The sequence below is a fragment of the Campylobacter concisus genome, from assembly GCF_002913865.1.
In the GTDB taxonomy this organism is placed as follows: Bacteria; Campylobacterota; Campylobacteria; order Campylobacterales; family Campylobacteraceae; genus Campylobacter_A; species Campylobacter_A concisus_AM.
This window is the reverse complement of record NZ_POYX01000058.1, coordinates 29,569-50,951: the sequence shown is the minus strand read 5'-3', so window position 1 is coordinate 50,951 and position 21,383 is coordinate 29,569. Positions and strand designations below refer to the sequence as shown.

Here is a 21,383-nt window from a genome sequence, read left to right as displayed (position 1 = left end):
AATGAGCGAAGTAGAAATTTTTGAAATTTTAAAGAAGGCTTTGATAGAGCTTTTTGAGATAGACGAGAGCAAGATAAAGCCTGAAACTAGGATATATGAGGACTTACAGATAGATAGTATAGATGCTATTGATATGATTGATTACATCAAGCGCCAAACTGGCTATAGGCTGATGCCAGAGGACTTTAAAAACGTAAAAACGCTTGATGATATCGTAAAAGCCGTTGCAAAGAAATTTGAAGCATAAGATAGTAAAAATAGCGCTAGTTTTAGCAAGCATCGCCTATCCTTTGGTGCTATTTTTTTGGCAAAAGGGTGCAACTCTTATCTTTTGCGTGCTATGCGCTCTTTGGCTGGCTAGGGCGTATTTTGAAAGCGGTAAAACAAGGCAGGTTTGCTTAGCGGCTGGGCTATTTTTCGCAGTTTGTGCTATTTTTAGAAGTGTAAATTTAGCGCTTTTATATCCAAGTATCGTAAGTCTTGGCTTTTTGGCGGTATTTTTTTACAGCTTAAAGGGCGAGGCGGTGATAACAAGGCTTGCTAGGCTAAAAGAGAAAAACATGGATGAAAAGGTTGTTAGCTACACAAGAGGACTAACTAAAATTTGGTGCTGTTTTTTCGTTTTTAATGCAGTTCTCGCCTTTGTTTTGGCGCAGTTTGAGGATAAAATTTACTGGAGCATTTACTGCTCATTTGTATCTTATATCTTGATGGGAGTTTTGTTTTTTGGCGAAATTTTATATCGTAAAATTTTTATTTTAAAGAGGGAAAATGGATTTTAAAAAGTGTCTAAAGACATTTAAATTTGTGGATATCAACAAGGATCTTTACGAGTATGCGGCTACTTTTGGGGCAAATTTAAAAGAGAAAAATTTAAGCGAGGTAGAAATTTATCTAAGCCAGAGCTTTGACTTTTGCGCCGCTTTTTTTGGAGCACTTGGGGTTGGCGTAAAACCTATCTTGCTTGCAAAGCCGATATATAGCGTGGATAAATTTGTCATTAATGATGAAAATTTTGGTGATTTTTTAGACTTTAGTAAGAGCATGGATCTAAAATTTGATCAAAATTCTACATTTTTCCTTCAGACCTCAGGCTCAACAGGAAATAGCAAAAATATCCCAAAAAAACTTGGCGCGATGATAGATGAGGGGTTATTTTTAAAAGATGAGCTTGGATTTGGCGAGGGAGATAAATTTTTTGCTAGCGTCTCGCACCAGCATATGTTTGGCCTTACATTTAAAGTCTTTTTACCTCTCATCTCTGGCGCAAAAGCCGTTAGCAAGGAGTTAAACTACCCAGAAGCGATCTTTGAGCTTGACCTTACAAATTTAAGCTTTGTAACAAGCCCAGTCCTGCTTCAAACGCTAGTTTCTAGTCCAAGAGCAGCTGAAATTTCAGGTCTAAAAAATATCATCTGTGCGGGATCTGCATTAAAGAGCGAGCTAAGAGCAAAAATAGAAAGCTTAAGCAGCGCTAGGATAATTGAAATTTATGGTAGCACCGAAACTGGCATAGTTGCTAGAAATTTAGGCGATGAGCTTTTGCTTTTTAGCAAGGTAAAGGCCGCTTTAAACGAGGACGAGGCGTTAAATGTGAGCTCGCCGTGGTGTGAGTTTTTTCAAACTAGTGACTGGGCGCAGATAGATGGCAGCAGGCTCACGCTAAAAGGCAGGATCGATAGGATCGTTAAGCTAAATGACAAAAGGGTCAATCTAATAAGTATAGAAAATAAGATGTTTGAAAGTGGTCTTTTAAAAGACTGCTACTGCGACACGCATCCTAAATTTAAGCGTATAGTTGCGCTTTTGGAGCTTAGCCAAGAGGGTGTGAAGCTCTTTAGAGATAGCGGTAAAAAGGGCGTTGTAGCAAGGCTAAATGAGCTTTTAAGGCCTGAGTTTAAAAATAGTGTTAGATACTTTAAGATCGTTAGCTCTCTTTGTAAAAACGCTCAGGGCAAGTTTTTAAAGGCAAATTTTAAGCTGCTTTTAGAAAAAAACGAGGAGCTTTCTTGGGAAAAAAGTAGCGAAGAGGGCATTTATAAATTTAAGACAAAGCTTAGCCCAGCACTTGGTATTTTTATGGAGCATTTTCCAAATTTACCGCTTTTGCCTGGCTTTGTGCAGCTTGATTTTGTATTTAAATTTGCAAGAGAGCTTGGCGCAGAAATAGGCGATCAATGCGTGGTGGAGAATTTGAAATTTTTAAAATTTGTAAGGCCAAATGACGAGCTTTGCATAGAAATTTCGCAAAAAGATGAAAAGATTTACTTTGAGATATTTTGCAACGGCACCAAGAGTGCTGGCGGTAGGATAAAGCTGGGCTTATGAAGACGCTCTTTCTCATCCCATTTTACAACCATCCAGAGAAGATAAAAGCCCTTTGCGAGGCGCTTGCAAGCTACAATATACCCATTTTGATAGTCGATGATGGCTCAAACGAGGCTTCAAAAAAAGCGTTGGAAAATTTGAGCGAATTTGACGTAGAAATTTTAACAAGAGCCCAAAACGGCGGCAAGGGAGCTGCACTAAAAGATGGTTTTAGGCACGCCTTACAAAATGGCTATACGCACGCGTTTCAGATCGACGCTGACTTTCAGCACGATGTAGGCGAGGTGGCTGAGTTTTTGGAGCTTAGCAGAAAGTATCCACATGATATGATCTTAGCTGACCCAGTATATGGCGAGGACGCGCCAAAGTCGAGGTTTTATGGTAGAAAGATCACAAATTTTTGGGTCAAGATCAACTCTTTAAGCTCTGACATAAAAGACGCGATGTGTGGCTTTAGAATTTATCCGCTAAAAGAGCTTGAGAGTGCGATCTCTAAAAGCAGCTCAAATAGAATGGAATTTGACATGGAGATCTTGGTAAATGCCATAAGATCTGGCGTAGAGATCAAGTGGATAGCGCTAAAAGTGAGCTACGAAGCTGGCGGCGTTTCGCACTTTAAAATGCTAAAAGATAACGCGCTAATAAGCCTCATGCATGCAAGATATTTTTTTAGTTTAGTGCCATTTTTGCTTGGCAAAGCCTTTAATGGGCAAAAATACGCATGGTGGCAACAGGGCGAGAGATCGAACGAATTTTTTCTTAGAGTTAGCCTATTTTTAACTAGAAATTTGCCTATATTTCTCATAAAACCTATCGTTATCATCGTTGTTTGCTTTTACTATCTCTTTTCAAAAGTTGAGAGAGAAAATATAAGAGAATTTCTTTTAAATGTAGAGAAATTTAGCGGCAAAAAGCTGGAAACTAGCGTTTTTAGTAACTTTTATGACTTTGGCATAGCAATATGTGATAAATTTCGTATCTGGCAAAATGGCGTGCTTGAAAGCGAGCTAGAACTTAGTAAATTTAACAGCATCAAAGATGAGTTTGAAGCCTCAAAGCGTGGCAGGATCGTGCTTACAAGCCATCTTGGAAATGTAGAAATTTGCAAGGCACTCTCGCTTAGATCGCCAAATTTTCGCATGATCATCTTGGTTTATAGCAAGGGTAGTGAGAATTTTTATAAAATTTTAGAGCAGATCAGCAAGGGGCAGATCAAACTAATAAGCGTTGAAAAGCTTGATGCAGCAGCGATGATACAGCTAAAAGAGGCGGTTGAAGATGGCGTAAATATCGGCATAATGGGCGATAGGACGCCGCTTAATGGAGATAAATTTATAAGGCTTAGCTTTCTTGGTAAAGAGGCTAAATTTAACTACGGCCCATACTTGCTAGCTGGCATTTTGGGTGTAAAAGTGAGTGCACTTTGGTGCATAAAAAATGGCGATAAATTTGACATCGAACTAAGCGATATCGCTGATGAGATAAAGCTAGGTCGCGACCGCAAGGCAAGCGTCCTGCCATACGTGCAAAGCTATGTAAGGCAGCTTGAAGAGCGAGCGTGCAAGAGCCCGTCGCAGTGGTTTAACTTTTTTGATTTTTGGAGATGAGAGTGGAAATTTCACACGTTAGCACATTTAAAGTGGCGTTTTTTGACGTTGATAGCATGGAGGTGATGTGGCATGGCAACTACGTCAAGTACCTAGAAATGGCGCGCTGCGAGCTACTTGATAAACTAGGATACAACTACATCGCTATGAAAAAAGATGGTTACGCCTTTCCTATCGTAAAGCTTGACGTAAAGTACGTGCGCCCAGCCTTTTTTAACGACGTCATAAAGGTTACAACGACGCTTAGCGAGTGTGAAACTTTTTTGAAATTTCACTACCTTATAGAAAATGAAAAGGGCGAAAAACTAAGCGAGGCAAATACCGCGCAAGCTGTCATCGAGATGAAGAACTTGCAAACTTGCTTTGAGATGCCAGACGCCCTAAAAAAGGCGCTTAAAGCCTACAATGAAAAGGAGAAAAGATGAGAAAAATAGCTCTTTTTTTAGCCATTTTTATATCTTGCTTTGGCTATGAGCTAGCTGAGCTTAAAAATATAGTAAAAACAGATGGCGTAAGTGGAAATTTCACGCAGACAAAGAGCTTGGCTGGCTTTAACAAAAGCATAAAAAGCACGGGCGAGTTTAGGCTCGAAAATGGCGGTCTTTACTGGGATACGCTTGAGCCAGTCATCTCAAAGGTTTTTATAAATAAAGATGGCATTTTCAAAAACGAAAATGGCAAGCTTGAAAAGACGAGCGCAAATTTTGATGAAAAGCTATTTCTTGCTATCATCAGCCTTGATGAGAGCGAGCTTAGGAAAGAATTTGACATAAAGACAGGCGGCAGTCTAAAAGAGTGGAGCATAGAGCTAAGCCCTAAAAATTTACTCTTTAAACAAATTTTTAAAACCATAAAGATAAGTGGCGACAAGGCGGTAAAAAAGATCGAGCTTGATGAGGTAAGCGGCGATAAAACGCTAAATGAGTTTAGTATAAAATGAAAAAACTAGCCACGATTTTGGCTTTTATCTTTGTTTTTTTAGCCTCTCTTGGATATTCGCTTGCGAGCCTAAAAAACGTCCAAACCGACATCTTTTCACTGATAAATTTCAAAGACGCCAAAGAGGCAAAGGTGCTAAAAGAGGTGCAAGATGAGATGGCGTCAAATTTTTTAGTGCTAGTAAATTCCAAAGAGCTAGCCAAAAACGTACAAAGCCTAGCGCTTAAAAGCTCGCTTTTTAAGAGCTTTGAGGCGAAGATTGACATAAATTTAAATGATATAAAAAGTGACATCAACCGCTCAAAGATCGCACTTTTAAGTAGGGCTGATTTGGGGCTTTTAAAAAACGATAAAAACGCTTTTTTTAAAAAGCGCGCAGAGGAAATTTTTAATAGCTTTAGCTTTAGGCTTTTAAATGTAAATGATGATTTTTTCTCGCTAAGTAGCGGTTTTAGCGCAAAAAATGGCAACGTAAGCTTAAATTTAGCAGATCTCATGCTTGAGGCAAAGGACGGCAAAAAGAGCTTTTTCTTGCTAAAAGGCGAACTAAAAAAGGGAGCTTCGAGCGAGGGGCTAATAAAATTTTATAACGAGCTAAATGCGCTAAAAGTCGGGCAAAACGAGCTTTTTGTGCATTCAAGTGCGCTTTATCAGGCGTTTTCAAAGCAAAAAAACGAGAGCGAGAGCCTTTATATGAGCGTGGTTTCGCTTAGCCTAACCGCTATATTTTTGATGCTTGCTTTTAGAAATTTGCGAATTTTTTATGTGATATTTATCGCTGCATTTGGCTTTAGCGTAGCATTTGCAGGTACTTTGCTTTGCCTAAATGAGCTAAATATACTTACTATTTTAATAAGCACAAGCCTCATTGGCCTCATGTTTGACTACATTTTGCACTGGCTTAGCAAAAACGAGGGCGAAGCGATCAGGGCTAGCAGCATAAAAAATATGCTAAAAATTTTCTTGCTAGGCCTACTTATCACGCTTAGTGGCTATCTTGCTTTTACATTTTCTGATCTTAGGCTACTTAAAGAGGTGGCGCTATTTTCGGCATTTGCGCTTATAGCTGCCTTTTTAGCTAGCTACTTTTTCATGCCTTTGGTCTTTGACGGGGTGAAATTTTATAGATCAAAGGTTTTTGACGCGTTCTTAACTAAATTTTGTGATCTCTCAGACTTGGTTGCAAGGTATTTGGGGGCTAAATTTTTAGCTATTTCGCTTGTTTTACTAGCTATTTTTCTTGGATTTGACCTTAAAAATTTATCAAAAAGCGAAAATGTAAAAGACTACTCAAATATGCCAAAGAGCCTGCTAGCGGACTCTTCTTATATCTTAAGCTTAACTGGCAACAACCAAAACACGATGATAGTGACAAGATCTAGCGGTGACATTTTAGGAGATGAAAAGAGCCTTTTAGATGAGCTAAAAAAGAGAAATTTGATAAAAGATGAGAGCTCACTAAGCGATATATTTTTAAGTAAAAGCGAGCAGTCTGAGCTAAAAGAGGCCTTTAAAAAGGCACTTGATGATGAGCAAATTTACGCGATTTATGAGAAATTTGGCTTTAGCAAAGATGAAGTGCGAAGTGAAATTTTAAAGGTTTTGAGCGAAAAAGAGCTTGGTGTTGGTGAAATTTTAGCTTTAAAATCGATGAAAGATTTTAAGAAATTTATACTTGATGAAAATGCAAGTGTATCCTACGCGAGTGGCTTTGTAAAAGGGGCGCAAAGTGATGAGGTGCTAGCTCGCAACAACGCTTTTAGCCTAAATTTTGCTGACTCGCTAAATGAGAGCCTAACGCAGGCAAAAGAGCTAGCTCTAAAACTAAAAATAGCAGCGCTTGTGGTCGCGTTTTTACTGCTGTGGTTTTACTTTAGTGCGCTTGTTTCGGCGCTTGTCATGGGCATCATCATCTTTGGCGTGCTTCTTACGCTCTTTATCTTTGCCATTTTTGGCGTAAATTTAAGCATTTTTGGCGTCTTTGGGCTCATCCTTGCAAGCGCTGTGGGGATTGACTACATGATATTTGCGCTAAATGAGAGCCTTAGCGAAAAAGAGCGAATTTATGGGATATTTTGCGCATTTATCACGAGTTTTATCTCGTTTTTCACACTCTCGTTTAGCCAGACCGCCGCTCTTAGCGTTTTTGGGCTAAGTGTTAGCCTTTGCGTGCTGATATATGGGCTATGTGCTAGCGTTTTATCTTGTAAAAAGATAGAAATTTAGAGTTAATTTAGCCCATAGTGTAGCGCATTCGTATTTTGTTAGCTTTGGTTTGGAAATTTATATGGTGTTTGCTTTTTTAGTAAATTCTGCAAATTTAGCTCTTGTGAGCTGTCTAAATTTGCACGGAATAAAGCGCCGTAATGCTGCATAAATTTAAATTTTCCAGCTGCTAAATTTACCCAGCCGCTATTTTTTTACTGGACGCGATAAAACCACCTAAAAAGATAGTGTAGCCACCCATTTTAGCGTACTTTATAAAGCTCTTTTAAGGCAAGTATATGGCAAATTTGCTCTATCTCAATGCCGCTCCGCGCTAAAATGTCAAGTATTTGCTTTTGTCTTATCTGTTTGCGCCTTGGCATCAATAGCAAATATTAATTTAAATTTTAATCTTACTGAATTTGGCTTTTTAAAATTGCTGTCATATTTTTAGCTAGCTAAATTTAAGCGAAAAATATCTCGCTTTTTAGGCGAAGTAGGCATAGATAGGCGCTTAGCACGCTTTGCTCTCTAACGTAGTTGCGCTCGCCTTTTAAAAGTAGCCTCTCAACCTCGATGTTGCCGTCTCTATCGCCAGCTGCGACATATACCGTACCAACTGGCTTGCTAGCTGTGCCCCCACCAGGTCCTGCGATACCGCTAATAGCAAGCGCAAAGTCCGCATTTGTCGTGCTTAGCGTGCCTTTTACCATTGCTTTTACGCAAGGCTCGCTCACAGCTCCGTAAGTATCTAAAATCTCATCCTCAACGCCCAACCACTCGTGCTTTATATGGTTTGCATAAGTTACTAACGAGCCATCAAAGCTAGCCGAGATGCCGCCATATCTTGCAAATTTAGCCGCCGCAAGCCCAGCCGTGCAAGACTCGGCAAATGAAATTTTAAGCCCCTTTTGCATGAGCCTTTTTGCTACAAATTTGATCACATCTTTTTGCGGGATAAATTTTTGCGAAAATAGTGTTTTTACCCCTTGTAAAAAGCTTTCGATCTGGCCAAATTTATTGCTTTTTGCCCTTACTAGTATCAAATTTGGCAGGATCTGCGCAAGGGTGATATCGACCTCATAAGTTTTAGCAAGTGGCAACATAAGGATCTTAGCACTATCTGCGTCGATGTCTATTAGATGAAAGTAGCTAAAATCAGGCTCGTACTCGGTGAGAAACTCACCTAGCTCTTCATTTGGATTAGCTTTTATGAGATTTATCTGAGCGTTATTTAAGCTAGCTAAAAAGCTATTTTTTGAGTAGTCTAAGCTATCTTTAAGCGCAAGTGTCGTGCTATCTTTTAGCTCAAGCGAGCCCCCAGTTAGCGTCGCTATGATCTTTGCAGCGATGGCAAAATTTTCATCCGAGCCAAAAATGCTTACAAAGTCGTAATCTTTTGATAAATTTTCGATGATAAAAGGTAGCTCTTTGCTATTTTTGGGAGCAAAGCTCACCACTCCAAGCTCGCCAAAATGATCCTCGTAACTTTGAAAAATGTAGTTTAGAAATTCTCTATTTATCTCAAGATCTTCGCCTATTATCAAGATACTTTGTCTCATTTTTTAGCTCCTTTTTTTGCCTCATTATACTATTTTTCAGTGTGATTTAACCAGCACAGGTGTAAAATTAGCAAATTTTAAAATCAAGGTAAAAAATGGACTACAAAGAGACACTTTTACTCCCAGAGACAAATTTCCCGATGCGCGGAAATCTCCCACAAAATGAACCACAAAGACTAAAATCATGGTACGAAGAGCGCAAGGTTTATGAAAAAATGAAGAAAAACCGCCAAAATGCGGCTAAAAGCTTCAACATCCACGACGGCCCTCCGTATGCAAACGGACACCTACACATCGGCCACGCATTAAATAAAATTTTAAAAGATATCATCACAAAAACGCACTATTTTTACGGCGAAAACGTCCGCTATGTGCCAGGCTGGGACTGCCACGGCTTGCCTATCGAGCAGCAAGTCGAAGTAAAGCTTGGCGATAAGAAAAAAGAGCTTAGCAAGGTCGAGATCAGGGAGCTTTGCAGGCAGCACGCGAGAGAATTTATAGACATTCAAAGAAATGAATTTAAAAGCCTTGGTATCATCGGCGACTTTGAAAATCCATACATGACGATGAAATTTGAGTTTGAGGCTGACATCTACAAAGCACTTTGCGAGATCGCTAAAAAGGGGCTTTTAGTAGAGAGAAGCAAGCCAGTTTATTGGAGCTGGGCGGCTAGATCAGCGCTGGCTGAAGCTGAGGTCGAGTACGAGGAAAAAGAGGACTATTCTATTTACGTAGCATTTGAGCTTGATAGCGACGCGCTAGAAAAGCTTGGCGTAAAAGAGGCGAGTGCAGTTATCTGGACGACTACGCCTTGGACACTTCCAGCAAATCAAGCTATAAGCCTAAATCCAGATGAAATTTACGTGCTAACAGCTGAAAATTTGATCTTTGCAAAGCCACTACTTGAAAGCGTTGTGCAGAGTGGTCTAAGCAAGGGCGAGATCAAAAAAGAGTTTAAATCAAGCCTGCTTGAAAATGCTCACGCGATAAATCCACTAAACGGCAGAAAGTCGCGATTTTTACTAGGCGATCACGTTATGATGGACGGCGGCACTGGACTTGTTCACACAGCGCCAGGACACGGCGAGGACGACTACTACGTATGTTTGAAATATGGCTTTAGTGAAATTTTGATGCCAGTTGATGACGGTGGCTGCTACGATGAGAGCTTGAAGCATCACGGACTGTTTAGAAGCGACGTGGTAGATGAGTTTGTCGGTATGCACATCTTTAAAGCAAATGAGAAAATTTTAGAGCTACTTGGCAAAAATTTACTTAGCGTCTCTAAATTTAGACACTCTTATCCATTTTGCTGGAGAACGCACAAGCCTGTCATTTATAGAGCGACAAAGCAGTGGTTTATAGCTATGGACGAGGCTAAACTAGGTGGCAAAACGCTTAGGCAAACAGCGCTAAAAGAGCTTGAAAAGGTTAAATTCTACCCAAGCGTTGGCATAAAAAGAATAGGCTCGATGATAGAAAATCGCCCAGACTGGTGTATCTCTCGTCAGCGTGACTGGGGCGTGCCGATCGCGTTTTTCAGAGACAAAGCGACAAAAGAAGTTATATTTGATAGTGAAATTTTAGACCACATCGCAGGCATTTTCAAAGAAAAAGGCGCTGATGCGTGGTGGGCGCTAAGCATAGACGAGCTTTTACCAAAGGGCTCAAAATACAAGGCTGAAAATTTAGAAAAAGTGATGGATATCCTTGACGTTTGGTTTGATAGTGGCTCGACGTGGCATGCGGTCTTGCAAAGCGACAACTACGACGCTGGCAAATACCCTGCAAGCATGTATTTAGAGGGCTCAGATCAGCACAGAGGCTGGTTTCAAAGCTCACTTCTAGTAAGCACGGCTGTAAATTCTCACGCACCTTATGAGAGCATACTAACTCACGGCTTTACCGTCGATGCCAAAGGCGAGAAGATGAGTAAAAGTAAGGGCAACGTTATCGCTCCACAAGACGTGGCTAAAACTCACGGCGTCGAAATTTTACGCCTTTGGGTTGGCATGAGTGATTATTCAAGTGATCTAAAAATAAGCGAAGATATATTAAAACAAATAAGCGAGCAATACCGCAAAATCCGCAACACGATCCGCTTTTTACTAGCAAACGTAAATGACCTTGAGAGCCTAAATACAGAGTTTAACATCCTTGATAAATGGATACTAGCGCGCGCTAAAAAGGTCTTTGACGAGGCGAGCGCTTGCTTTAAAAATTATGACTTTTCAAAGGGTTTTAACATCCTTTTAAATTTCCTTTCAGCCGATCTTAGTGGCGTATATCTTGACGTTTGCAAAGATAGGCTTTACTGCGATGCAAAAGACACCCCAAGAAGAAGATCTGCTCAAAGCGCGATGGCTATCATCACAAAGGCACTTTTGCCACTCATCGCTCCAACGCTTACTTACACCGTTGATGAGGTGATGGACTATGCTCCAAAGATCATCAAAGGCGACGCAAAAGACGCGTTTGATCTAGTCTATGAGCCTATCAAATTTGACCTTAGCTTTGAAGATGAGCTGCTTTTTGCCAGCAGGGAGAAATTTAACGAGATCGTGGATGTTCTTAAAAAGGATAAAAAGATAAAATCAACTCTAGAGCTAAGCCTAGAGACAACTAGCCACAACATCACAGGCTACGACGAGCGCGAAGTGTCCGATCTTTACATGGTAAGCTCAGTTAGAGCTTATGATGATAGCGAGCCACTAGCTGAGTTTGAGCTTGAGGGTGATAAATTTAAGATCATAGCAAGCAACCTTCACAAATGCCCAAGATGCTGGAAATTTAACGCTAGCAAAGAAGATGCGCTATGCCCAAGATGTGAAGAGGTCATAAGTGCTAAGTGAGCCAGTAAGCGCAACTATCATAGTCACAACGATCGCTGCGGTGGTCGTTGTTAGCTTGTTTGGCATATTTTTGGTTAATAAATTTAAAGGATAAAAATAGTGGTAACTTTAAAAGAAGCTTTGAAATTTTCAGCTGAAGAGATAAGAAATTTAAGAGCCGAGCTTGAGGCAAAGATTATAAAAGAAAAAGAGCTTGGCGCTTATGTCGAGCAGCTAGCAAATTTAGAGATCGCAAAACTAGGCGAGGGCGTGCCTATCGCTATAAAAGACAACATCCAAGTAAAAGGCTGGAACGTAACAAGTGCCTCAAAAATTTTACAAGGCTACGTAGCACCTTATAACGCAACTGTCATCGAAAAGCTACTTAGCAAAAATTTAGCTCCATTTGGCCGCACAAATATGGATGAATTTGCGATGGGAAGCACGACTGAGAGCTCATTTTACGGCAAAACACTAAATCCACTAAATCACGCTCACGTTCCAGGCGGCAGTAGTGGCGGCTCAGCAGCAGCAGTCGCAGCTGGTCTTGCAGTCGCAGCACTTGGTAGCGATACTGGTGGCTCGATCCGTCAGCCAGCGGCATTTTGCGGATGTGTGGGCTTTAAGCCAACCTACGGTAGAGTGAGCAGATACGGCCTTGGCGCATACTCAAGCAGCCTTGATCAAATAGGCCCTATCGCTCAAAACGTAGAAGACGCAGCCATTTTATATGACGCGATCGCTGGACACGACCCAAAAGATAGCACGAGCGCAGATGTGCCGTTTGTTAGCATTAGCGACAAGATAGATGGCAACAAAAAGCTAAAAATTTGTGTCATCAAAAACTACGTAGAAAACGCAAGTGAGCAGACAAAAGTCGCTTTAAATTTAGCTATTGAAAAGCTAAAATCACACGGTCACAGCGTAACTTACACAAATTTTGAAGACTCAAAATATGACGTCGCTGCCTACTACATCATCGCAACCGCAGAGGCAAGCGCAAATTTAAGCCGCTACGATGGCGTAAGATACGGCAGGCGTGCAGAGGCTAGAAATTTAAAAGAGCTATATATCAACTCACGCTCAGAGGGCTTTGGTGACGAGGTGAAGAGGAGAATTTTACTTGGTACATTTGTGCTAAGTAGCGGATACTACGATGCTTACTACATCAAAGCGCAAAAAGCAAGAGCGCATATAAAAGCTCAGTATGAGAAAATTTTAGAAGAAAATGACCTTATCTTCATGCCAGTTGCTCCAAGCACAGCTTATAAATTTGGAGCACACAGCGATCCGCTTCAAGCCTATCTAAGCGATATCTACACGATCAGCGTAAATTTAGCAGGCCTACCAGCTATCTCTGTGCCAGTTGGCAAAGATGATCAAAATTTGAACGTGAGCGCCCAGCTCATCGCAAAAGCGTGGGACGAACAGACCTTGATAAATGGTGCTAAGAGCCTAGAAAATTTAATAAAAGGATAAAAATATGAAGATAGTAAAGAGAGCTTTAACATTTGAGGATGTGCTTCTTGTGCCACAATACTCTGAAATTTTGCCAAAGCAAGTTGATGTGAAAACCAGGATCAGCAAAAATGTCACGCTAAATATCCCGATAGTCTCTGCTGCGATGGATACGGTGACTGAGCATAGAACTGCTATCATGATGGCGAGGCTCGGCGGTATCGGCGTCATCCACAAAAATATGGACGTCGAAAGCCAAGCAAAAGAGGTCAAGCGCGTTAAAAAAAGTGAAAGTGGCGTTATCATCGATCCTATCTTTATAAATCCAGAAGCGACCGTGGCTGAAGCTCTAAGCCTTATGTCAGATCTTCATATTTCAGGCGTTCCAGTCATCGACAAAGACCGCAAACTAATAGGAATTTTAACAAACCGCGATTTGAGATTTGAGACAAATATGAGCGTTTTGGTAAAAGACCGCATGACAAAAGCACCGCTTATAACCGCACCAAAGGGCTGCACGCTTGATGATGCGGAGAAAATTTTCTCTCAAAATAGGGTTGAAAAACTACCTATCGTCGATAAAGACGGCAGACTTGACGGTCTTATCACCATAAAAGATCTAAAAAAACGCAAAGAGTATCCAAACGCAAACAAAGACAGCTACGGCAGACTTCGCGTGGCTGCGGCTATTGGCGTGGGTCAGATAGAGCGCGCTAAAGCACTTGTTGATGCTGGCGTAGATGTCATCGTCATCGACTCGGCTCACGGTCACTCAAAGGGCATCATAGACACTTTAAAAGAGGTAAAAGCAAATTTCAAAGTTGATGTCGTAGCTGGCAATATCGCAAACCCAGCAGCCGTAAAAGACCTAGCAGAAGCAGGAGCTGACGGCATAAAAGTGGGCATCGGACCAGGGTCTATTTGTACTACAAGGATCGTTGCTGGCGTTGGTGTGCCTCAAATTTCAGCGATTGACGACTGTGCAAGCGAAGCAGCAAAATATGGCATCCCAGTTATCGCAGACGGCGGTTTAAAATACTCAGGCGACGTGGCAAAAGCTCTTGCAGCAGGTGCTGCTTGCGTTATGGCAGGTAGCTTGCTTGCAGGTTGCGAAGAGAGCCCAGGTGAGCTTATAACATTCCAAGGTCGCCAGTACAAAGTATATCGCGGCATGGGCTCAATAGGCGCTATGACAAAGGGTAGCTCTGACCGCTACTTCCAAGAGGGCACCGCTCAAGACAAGCTTGTGCCTGAAGGTATCGAGGGCCGTGTGCCATTTGCTGGCAGTATAAAAGATGTGATACATCAGCTAATAGGCGGCCTAAGAAGTGCTATGGGTTATGTCGGCGCAAAAGATATCCCAACTCTTCAAGAAAGAGCCGAATTTGTCGAGATAACAAGCGCAGGACTAAAAGAGAGCCACGTCCATGACGTAGTTATCACTCACGAGGCACCAAACTACAAAGTTAATTAGTGTTAGACCTGCAAACTAGAACTATTAAATTTAACGAGCCACTCTACCTTGAGAGTGGCCGTATGCTATCAAATTTCAAGCTTATTTACGAGACTTACGGCACGCTAAATGCTGATAAAAGCAACGTTATCGTGATCTGCCACGCCCTAACTGGCTCGCACCACGCAGCTGGCACCTACGCAGGCGATGAGAAAGCTGGCTGGTGGGACGGGCTAATAGGCAGTAAAAAAGCGGTCGATACCGATAAATTTTACGTCATCTGCGTAAATATCCTAGGCTCGTGCTTTGGCTCGACCTCGCCGTTAAGCGTTGATAGAAGTAGCGGCAAAGAGTATCGGCTAAATTTCCCAGTCCTTGCCATAAGCGACGTGGTAAAGGCGCAGATGAGGCTATTTAGCGAGCTTGGCATCACAAGGGCAAGAGCCGTGATAGGCGGCAGTCTTGGCGGCATGCAGGCACTTTGCTACGCTATCGAGTTTCCTGAATTTGCACAAGATATCATAATGCTAGCAAGCACCTATCAGACGAAGCCCTGGGCGATAGCGTTTAACAAGATCGCCATAGAAGCCATTTTATACGATGAAAATTTCAAAAACGGCGAATACGACGTGGAATTTATAAGAAAAAATGGGCTAAAAGGCATGGCTTACGGCAGGATGGCAGGGCACATCAGCTTTTTAAGCCCTGATAGCATGGATAAAAAATTTGGACGAAACTACGTAGAAACTGACGGCCTTTACGATCTTTTTGGGCATTTTCAGGTCGATCGCTACATGGAGTATAACGGCTACAACTTCCCAAAGAGGTTTGACCCGCTAAGCTACCTATATATCGTAAAGATGATGAATATCTTTGACTGCACAAGGCACTACGATAGCCTAAAAGACGCTCTTGCGCCGATCAAAGCAAATTTGCATCTAATCGCATTTAAAGGCGATCTACTCTTTCCGCCAAGCTGCATGAGAGAAATTTATGACGCACTTTGCGAGATGGGCAGAGGCGCAAAAACAAATTTTGTTGAGATAGATAGCAACTACGGCCACGACGCCTTTTTGGTCGAGATAGAAAAATTTGATGGATATATAAAAAATATATTAAAAGGATAGAAAATGGAGCAAAAAGAGCAAAGTTTTGAAGAGAAATTAGCCCTTGCTGATAAAATTTTAAACGATCTAAACAAAGATGATGTGAGCTTAGAAAACAGCATAAAGCTGCACGAACAGGGCAAAAAACTCTTAAATGAGGCAAGAGAAATTTTAGAAAATGCAAAACTTAGCATAAAGCAGGTGGATGATGAGTAAAATTTGCGCCCTTCAGCTACCAACGCAGCCATTAAGCGAGGCCAGGCTTGATTATTACCTTAAAATTTGCGCGGATGAAAATGCAAGGCTAGTTGTCCTTGGCGAATACGTGCTAAATAGCTTCTTTAAAGAGCTTGCCACCATGCCAAAAAGCCTCATAAAAGAGCAGAGTGAGCGCAAAAAAGAGGCGCTATTTGCGATGGCAAAAAAGTATGATCTAAACATCATCGCGCCTATCATAAATTTAAAAGGCAAGGAAATTTTTAAGAGCCTAGCCAAATTTAGTCCAACCCAAGTAAAACTCTACGATCAGCAAATTCTCATGCCTTACGCGCACTGGAACGAGGCTAAATTTTTTAGCAACGCAAGCGAGGAGCTAAATTTACCTATCTTTACCTATGAGAAATTTAAGGTTGGCGTTATGTTTGGTTTCGAGGCGCATTTTGACGTGTGCTGGGCGTATATGAGCGCTAAAAAGGTCGATATCGTGCTTGTGCCAACGGCTTGCACGTTTTTCTCGCAGGCGCGCTGGGAGGAGCTTTTAAAGGTTAGAGCCTTTACAAACAACCTCTATGTGCTTCGTGTAAATCGCGTGGGAAGCCACAAGAGCGAGGACGAGCAGTGGAGTTTTTACGGCGACTCGATGCTTATTAGCCCATTTGGCGAGGTGAAAAACAGACTTGGCAAAAATGAAGAGATGATGATCGATGAGCTTAGCAAAAAGGAGCTTAGCGAGGCTAGAAGCACTTGGGGCTTTATGCAGATAGAGGCGAAATTTAGGAAGTAGGAAGTGAAACGCTGCGCCTGGGCTGAAAAGAGCGAGTTTAGCAAGAGCTATCAGGGCTGCGAGCGGAGTTTATGCGAGCGATATGCCAGCTTTCAGGGACAAATAGATTTGCTTTCTTGCTTAAAACTCTAGGGCAAATTTGATATAAGGGGGAAGGGACTTGAATTACGAAGTCGTACCCTTCCCCCTTAACAACCCCCGACCCTTACGACGTTAGAGGTGCATGCTTCAGTGCTTCGCACCGCATGAATTTAAATTTTGTGAATTTAGCCTTTCGGAGTGAAATTTGAAACGAAGTGAGATTGAAAAATATATAAAAGAGAAATTTGACATTTTTGGTGAGCAAATTTTCCCAAAATATCCAAAATTTAGTGTCTTTCGTCACAAGAAAAATGAGAAGTGGTTTGCGCTACTTATGCAGCTAAACGCTAGCAAGCTAGGTCTTAAAAGTGACGAGATGATAGAAGTTTTAAACCTAAAATGCAGCCCTGATCTAGCGATGGTGCTAGTTGATGAGAGGCAAATTTTTAAAGCATATCACATGAATAAAAAGCACTGGATAAGTGTAAATTTAAACTCAAAAATCCCACAAAAAACAGTTTTTGACCTGATAGATGAAAGCTTTACGCTAAGCAAATAAAAGCCATTTTTCAGCCTTAAATTTAGTAGTTTTTGTTAAAATCACGAAAAACTTAAGGATAAAATTTGCAAGAGCTAAACAACGAGATTAGAAAAGTCCATTTCATAGGCATCGGCGGCATCGGCATCTCAGCCATCGCTAGATTTTTACACGAAAAAGGCCACAAGATAAGCGGCAGCGACATCAAAGAGAGCAAGACGACGCTTGAACTTCAAAATGAAGGCATCGAGGTCATCACACCGCACTGCAAAGAGGCGATAAAAGACCAAGACTTTGTGGTCTATTCAGCTGCGATAAAAGAGGACAACATCGAGCTAGTGGAGGCCAGAAGAAAGGGCATAAAGTGCTTTTCAAGAAAAGAAATTTTGCCCTATGTGCTTGAAGACAAGTGCGTCTTTGCAGTAGCTGGCGCGCACGGCAAAAGTACGACTTCAGCGATGCTAGCAAGCCTCATTGAAGGCTCAGTCATCATCGGCGCCATTTCAAAGCAGTTTGGCTCAAATATGCGCTACGCTAAAAGCGACAACGTCGTATTTGAGGCCGACGAGAGCGACTCAAGCTTTCTAAACTCAAACCCATATCTAGCCATCGTCACAAACGCAGAGCCAGAGCACATGGAGCACTACGACTACGATCTAGCTAAATTTTACGCAGCCTACAAGGGCTTTTTGGAGCGTGCAAAGGTTAGAGTGATAAACGCTGAGGATGAGTTTTTAAGCACGCTTAAGCTTGATGCGATCAGGCTTTATCCAAGCAGTGATATAACTGAGCTAACGATGGTTGTGAGAGACTACCAGCCATACACCAGCTTTAACCTTAAAAATTTAGGCAAATTTGAAGCCTTTGGCATGGGCGAGCACATCGCCATAGATGCATCTTTGGCTATTCTAGCTGCGATGCACGAGACGCCGCTTAAAGACATAAGAGAAAATTTACTAAATTTTAAAGGCATCAAAAAGCGTTTTGACATACTTAGCGCAAATAAAAATTTCGTCCTAATCGACGACTATGCACACCATCCAACCGAGATAAAAGCGACACTAAAATCAGTCTTTGAATACGCTAAAATTTTAGGTATAAAGAGCGTCACAGCGATATTTCAGCCACATCGCTACACAAGGCTTAGCACAAATTTAGCTGGCTTTAAAGAGTGCTTTAAGGGCGTTGATGAGCTTGTCATCTTGCCAGTTTATGCAGCTGGAGAAAATCCGATCGAAGTTGATATGAAGAGCGAATTTAGCGAGTATAACCCGATCTTTACAGACAAGGTTGAGAGGGTTGAAGAGGGGATAGAATTTACAGATGAATTTGGCGTGAAAAACCGCCTAAGTGACGGCATCGTAGTTGGCTTTGGAGCGGGCGATATCAGCGTGCAGCTAAGAGGCGGATATTAATGGATCTAAGCAACTTTAAGCATCAAGATGAAAATGAAATTTTAAAAGAGATAAAGGAAAAAGAGCTAAGCGAGGATGAAATTTCTAGCCTTATAAATTTAGGCAAAAAAGATATTTTAATAGCCCTTGCAAGGTCACAAAAGCTAAGTAGTGTTCAGATAAAAGATATGCTGCCAAATGCCCCGTATCTAGCCGTTTGCTTGCTGGTTGAAAAGCAAGATATCAGCGAGGTTAGAGCTGAAATTTTAGAAAAGATCAAGCCTCATGCTGAGCTTTACAAGGAGCTCATCGCAAAATATAAAGGGGTAAAATGGTAAGAAATTTGATAATAATCGCCGGCGTGATGCTGCTTTTTGGAGCGATCTGGGCGATAAAAGATGAAAAGATCAGCAAAAGCATAAAAGCGCTCGTTAGCGCAGTCCTTGTAGTGATCCTTGTTTGCGTCTATTTTTACGAGGAGAATTTATCAAAAAACGAGGACGCCATCTCAAAGCTAGTGACCGACTTTAAGCAGGGTAAAACACTAAAATGTGGCGAATACAACGTGAGCGCTGAGAAATTTAACTACGAATTTGGCACTGCGTCATTTTTGCCAAAACGAGAATTTAGTGATCTTTCAGGTCTCATCGTGCCTATAACGAGCTGCGAGCAATGAACGATATCTTTGCAAAGCTCGATCTAGGCGAGTATTTAGAGAAATTTAACTCCTTTTTAGCAAGGCAAAAACCGCTATTTTTACAAGGCGACAGCAAAATCCACTTTGAAAACATTAGCGAGCTTTCAAAGTATGATTTTAAGGCGCCTGACGAGATAAAAGAGCTTGATGATGCGCTTATGAGACTTAGCAAGCAAGCGGTGCTTCACATCAGTGAAATTTACGAGTTTGCAAAGATCATTAAGTATTTTTCATATCTAAAAAAGCAAAAATTTGAAGGCAGGCTTGGCGAGTGGATCGCAAAGGTTGAAATCCCTGAAGTGATGAGCCAGATGGCAAACAGCTTTGATGAAAACGGCGAGTTTAGCGACAGCGTGGATGAGAGATTTTACGCGATAAAGCAGGCATTTAGCGAGAAAAAGCGCCAGATCGACGCTGAACTTAAAAAGCTCATCTACTCAAAGCACATCACGCCCTATCTAGTCGATACCCAGACGCACTACATCAACTCACAAGAGGCACTTTTGGTGCGTGGCGGCTTTAATCACGCCCTAAAAGGCACCGTGATCGCTAGAAGCTCAGGCGGCTACTTCTACGTCGCACCTGCAAGCACCGAGCGCCTAAAAAAGGAGCAAAGCGAGCTACTTGATAGAAAAGAGGAGATCATTTTTGAGCACTGCAAGAAATTTAGCCTGCAGATGAGCAAGAGCCTGCTCTTTTTGAAATTTATAAATAACGCTTTTGATCAGTTTGACGCATATCAAGCGCGCGTAAATTTGGCTAGATCGCGTGACTATGAGTTTGTTTTGCCAAATAGCTCGCACGTAATAAAGCTTGAGAAATTTGCCCATCCAGCGCTTAAAAACCCAAAGAGCGTGAGCGTAGATTTTAGTAAAAAGGTGCTTTTAATAACTGGCGTAAATGCTGGCGGTAAGTCGATGCTTTTAAAATCAATCATCTCAGCCACGCTACTTGCAAAGTATCTGCTGCCTATGCGTATCGACGCAAACCGCTCAACGATCGGCTCTTTTAAAGAATTTGACGCGATCATAGAAGATCCGCAAAGTGTGAAAAACGACATCTCGACCTTTGCTGGCAGGATGGTGCATTTTGCAAGGCTTTTTACTAAAAAATCGATCATCATCGGTATCGACGAGATCGAGCTTGGCACCGATTTTGAGGAGGCTGCGAGCTTGTATGGCGTCATGATAGAGCGTCTCATCACTCAAGATATCAAAATGATCATCACGACCCACCACAAGCGCCTTGCGATGTTGCTAGCTAAAAACACCGAGGTTGAGCTAGTGGCGGCACTTTACGACGAGGCGGCCCAAAGGCCTAAATTTGAGTTTTTAAAAGGCACGATCGGCAAGTCTTACGCCTTTGAAACGGCGGCAAGATACGGCATATCTCAAAATTTAGTGGCTCAGGCTAAGAAAATTTACGGCGAAGATAAGGAGAATTTAAACGAGATCATCACAAAGACGCTAAATTTACAAACCAAGCTTGATGAGGGGATAAAAGAGGTCACGTCAAAAGAGGAGCGGCTGGAGCGCTTGCTTGAGGAGCAAAAAGAGCTAAAAGAGAAAAATGAGATCAAGCTAAATGCGACTATTGCGCGCCTCGAAAAAGAGTATTATGAAGCGATAAATGCGGCAAAAGCTGTTATAAATTTCAAGGACATTAAAGACAAGCAAAGGGCGCTAAACGTGGCAAATGAGAAAAAAGCCGCCATCGTTAAGCCTAAAAAAATTGAGCGTGAGAACCTGAAAGTAGGCGATAGAGTGAAGTATGAAAATATCAAAGGCACGGTTTTAAGTATCTCAAAAAATGACGCGATGATCGAGTCAAATGGTATAAATTTGCGCGTGCCACTCGAGCTTTTAAGAAAAAATGGCAACGAAGTGGTCTTGCCTAAAAAAGGCGGCGTAAGTTTAAGTGTTGATAAGCCAAAAACGGCCTCGCTCTCGCTTGATCTGCACGGCATGAGAGCTGACGAGGCGATAGCTAAGCTTGATAAATTTATCTCAGATAGTCTTGTTATGGGATTTGATGAGGTTAGCGTATTTCACGGTATTGGCACTGGCAAGCTCGCCTTTGCGGTTAAAAATTTCTTAAAAGAGCATCCAAGCGTGAAAGAATTTCACGATGCACCGGCAAATCAAGGCGGATACGGTGCAAAGATCGTTAAGCTTTGAGCTA

The 21,383-nt window shown here is 41.7% G+C and carries 19 protein-coding genes; 18 read left to right on the top strand and 1 reads right to left on the bottom strand.

Annotation, left to right across the window (positions count from 1 at the left end; genetic code table 11):
• Position 1: 1 nt before the first annotated feature.
• Genes CYP77_RS03945 through CYP77_RS03915 form a run of 7 tightly spaced genes read left to right on the top strand, consistent with a single transcriptional unit; the run spans position 2 to position 7,100 of the window.
• Positions 2 to 247 carry an acyl carrier protein gene (locus CYP77_RS03945; protein WP_012140380.1) on the top strand — a complete coding sequence of 82 codons (246 nt, stop codon included), beginning with the start codon at positions 2 to 4 and terminating at the stop codon, positions 245 to 247.
• A complete protein-coding gene (locus CYP77_RS03940) occupies positions 237 to 782 on the top strand; it encodes a hypothetical protein (protein WP_103566442.1) in 546 nt (181 codons plus the stop codon). Before CYP77_RS03945 ends, CYP77_RS03940 begins: the two co-directional genes overlap by 11 nt.
• The gene (locus CYP77_RS03935) at positions 772 to 2,328 is read left to right on the top strand and encodes an AMP-binding protein (protein ID WP_103566446.1); all 1,557 of its coding nucleotides are present in this window, start codon (positions 772 to 774) and stop codon (positions 2,326 to 2,328) included. Before CYP77_RS03940 ends, CYP77_RS03935 begins: the two co-directional genes overlap by 11 nt.
• The gene (locus CYP77_RS03930; protein ID WP_103566450.1) at positions 2,325 to 3,935 is read left to right on the top strand and encodes a glycosyltransferase family 2 protein; all 1,611 of its coding nucleotides are present in this window, start codon (positions 2,325 to 2,327) and stop codon (positions 3,933 to 3,935) included. Before CYP77_RS03935 ends, CYP77_RS03930 begins: the two co-directional genes overlap by 4 nt.
• Entirely contained in the window at positions 3,932 to 4,360 is a 429-nt protein-coding gene (locus tag CYP77_RS03925; RefSeq protein WP_103566455.1) for an acyl-CoA thioesterase, read from the top strand. The genes CYP77_RS03930 and CYP77_RS03925 overlap by 4 nt, the downstream gene beginning before the upstream one ends.
• Positions 4,357 to 4,875: a LolA family protein gene (locus CYP77_RS03920; RefSeq protein WP_103566458.1), complete on the top strand. Its 519-nt coding sequence runs from the start codon at positions 4,357 to 4,359 to the stop codon at positions 4,873 to 4,875. The genes CYP77_RS03925 and CYP77_RS03920 overlap by 4 nt, the downstream gene beginning before the upstream one ends.
• On the top strand, positions 4,872 to 7,100 hold the full coding sequence (locus tag CYP77_RS03915) for a hypothetical protein (protein ID WP_103566462.1): 2,229 nt from the start codon (positions 4,872 to 4,874) through the stop codon (positions 7,098 to 7,100). Before CYP77_RS03920 ends, CYP77_RS03915 begins: the two co-directional genes overlap by 4 nt.
• A gap of 443 nt (positions 7,101 to 7,543) precedes the next feature.
• Here CYP77_RS03915 and CYP77_RS03910 read toward each other — a convergent pair whose 3' ends face one another.
• Positions 7,544 to 8,641, bottom strand: coding sequence for a CinA family protein (locus tag CYP77_RS03910; RefSeq protein WP_103566467.1), 1,098 nt, complete (start codon positions 8,639 to 8,641; stop codon positions 7,544 to 7,546).
• Between the two features lie 95 nt (positions 8,642 to 8,736).
• Between CYP77_RS03910 and ileS the strand changes: the two genes are divergently transcribed.
• From ileS to CYP77_RS03855, 11 genes are all read left to right on the top strand, one after another.
• A complete protein-coding gene (gene ileS / locus CYP77_RS03905) occupies positions 8,737 to 11,493 on the top strand; it encodes an isoleucine--tRNA ligase (RefSeq protein ID WP_103566471.1) in 2,757 nt (918 codons plus the stop codon).
• A gap of 99 nt (positions 11,494 to 11,592) precedes the next feature.
• Complete coding sequence (gene gatA, locus CYP77_RS03900) at positions 11,593 to 12,951, top strand: Asp-tRNA(Asn)/Glu-tRNA(Gln) amidotransferase subunit GatA (RefSeq protein WP_103566477.1); 1,359 nt, start codon at positions 11,593 to 11,595, stop codon at positions 12,949 to 12,951.
• A 4-nt stretch (positions 12,952 to 12,955) separates the two neighbouring features.
• The gene (gene guaB, locus CYP77_RS03895; protein WP_103566481.1) at positions 12,956 to 14,404 is read left to right on the top strand and encodes an IMP dehydrogenase; all 1,449 of its coding nucleotides are present in this window, start codon (positions 12,956 to 12,958) and stop codon (positions 14,402 to 14,404) included.
• Positions 14,404 to 15,510, top strand: coding sequence for a homoserine O-acetyltransferase MetX (gene metX, locus CYP77_RS03890; protein WP_103566486.1), 1,107 nt, complete (start codon positions 14,404 to 14,406; stop codon positions 15,508 to 15,510). Before guaB ends, metX begins: the two co-directional genes overlap by 1 nt.
• A 3-nt stretch (positions 15,511 to 15,513) precedes the next feature.
• The gene (gene xseB / locus CYP77_RS03885) at positions 15,514 to 15,705 is read left to right on the top strand and encodes an exodeoxyribonuclease VII small subunit (RefSeq protein ID WP_004317712.1); all 192 of its coding nucleotides are present in this window, start codon (positions 15,514 to 15,516) and stop codon (positions 15,703 to 15,705) included.
• Entirely contained in the window at positions 15,698 to 16,492 is a 795-nt protein-coding gene (locus CYP77_RS03880) for a carbon-nitrogen hydrolase family protein (RefSeq protein WP_103566695.1), read from the top strand. Before xseB ends, CYP77_RS03880 begins: the two co-directional genes overlap by 8 nt.
• A gap of 286 nt (positions 16,493 to 16,778) precedes the next feature.
• Positions 16,779 to 17,132: an MmcQ/YjbR family DNA-binding protein gene (locus CYP77_RS03875; protein WP_103566490.1), complete on the top strand. Its 354-nt coding sequence runs from the start codon at positions 16,779 to 16,781 to the stop codon at positions 17,130 to 17,132.
• A gap of 86 nt (positions 17,133 to 17,218) precedes the next feature.
• Complete coding sequence (gene murC / locus CYP77_RS03870; RefSeq protein WP_103566698.1) at positions 17,219 to 18,526, top strand: UDP-N-acetylmuramate--L-alanine ligase; 1,308 nt, start codon at positions 17,219 to 17,221, stop codon at positions 18,524 to 18,526.
• Positions 18,526 to 18,843 carry a hypothetical protein gene (locus CYP77_RS03865; RefSeq protein ID WP_103566495.1) on the top strand — a complete coding sequence of 106 codons (318 nt, stop codon included), beginning with the start codon at positions 18,526 to 18,528 and terminating at the stop codon, positions 18,841 to 18,843. The genes murC and CYP77_RS03865 overlap by 1 nt, the downstream gene beginning before the upstream one ends.
• On the top strand, positions 18,837 to 19,181 hold the full coding sequence (locus CYP77_RS03860) for a hypothetical protein (protein WP_103566499.1): 345 nt from the start codon (positions 18,837 to 18,839) through the stop codon (positions 19,179 to 19,181). The genes CYP77_RS03865 and CYP77_RS03860 overlap by 7 nt, the downstream gene beginning before the upstream one ends.
• Positions 19,178 to 21,379: an endonuclease MutS2 gene (locus CYP77_RS03855; protein WP_181001420.1), complete on the top strand. Its 2,202-nt coding sequence runs from the start codon at positions 19,178 to 19,180 to the stop codon at positions 21,377 to 21,379. The genes CYP77_RS03860 and CYP77_RS03855 overlap by 4 nt, the downstream gene beginning before the upstream one ends.
• Positions 21,380 to 21,383: the final 4 nt, after the last annotated feature.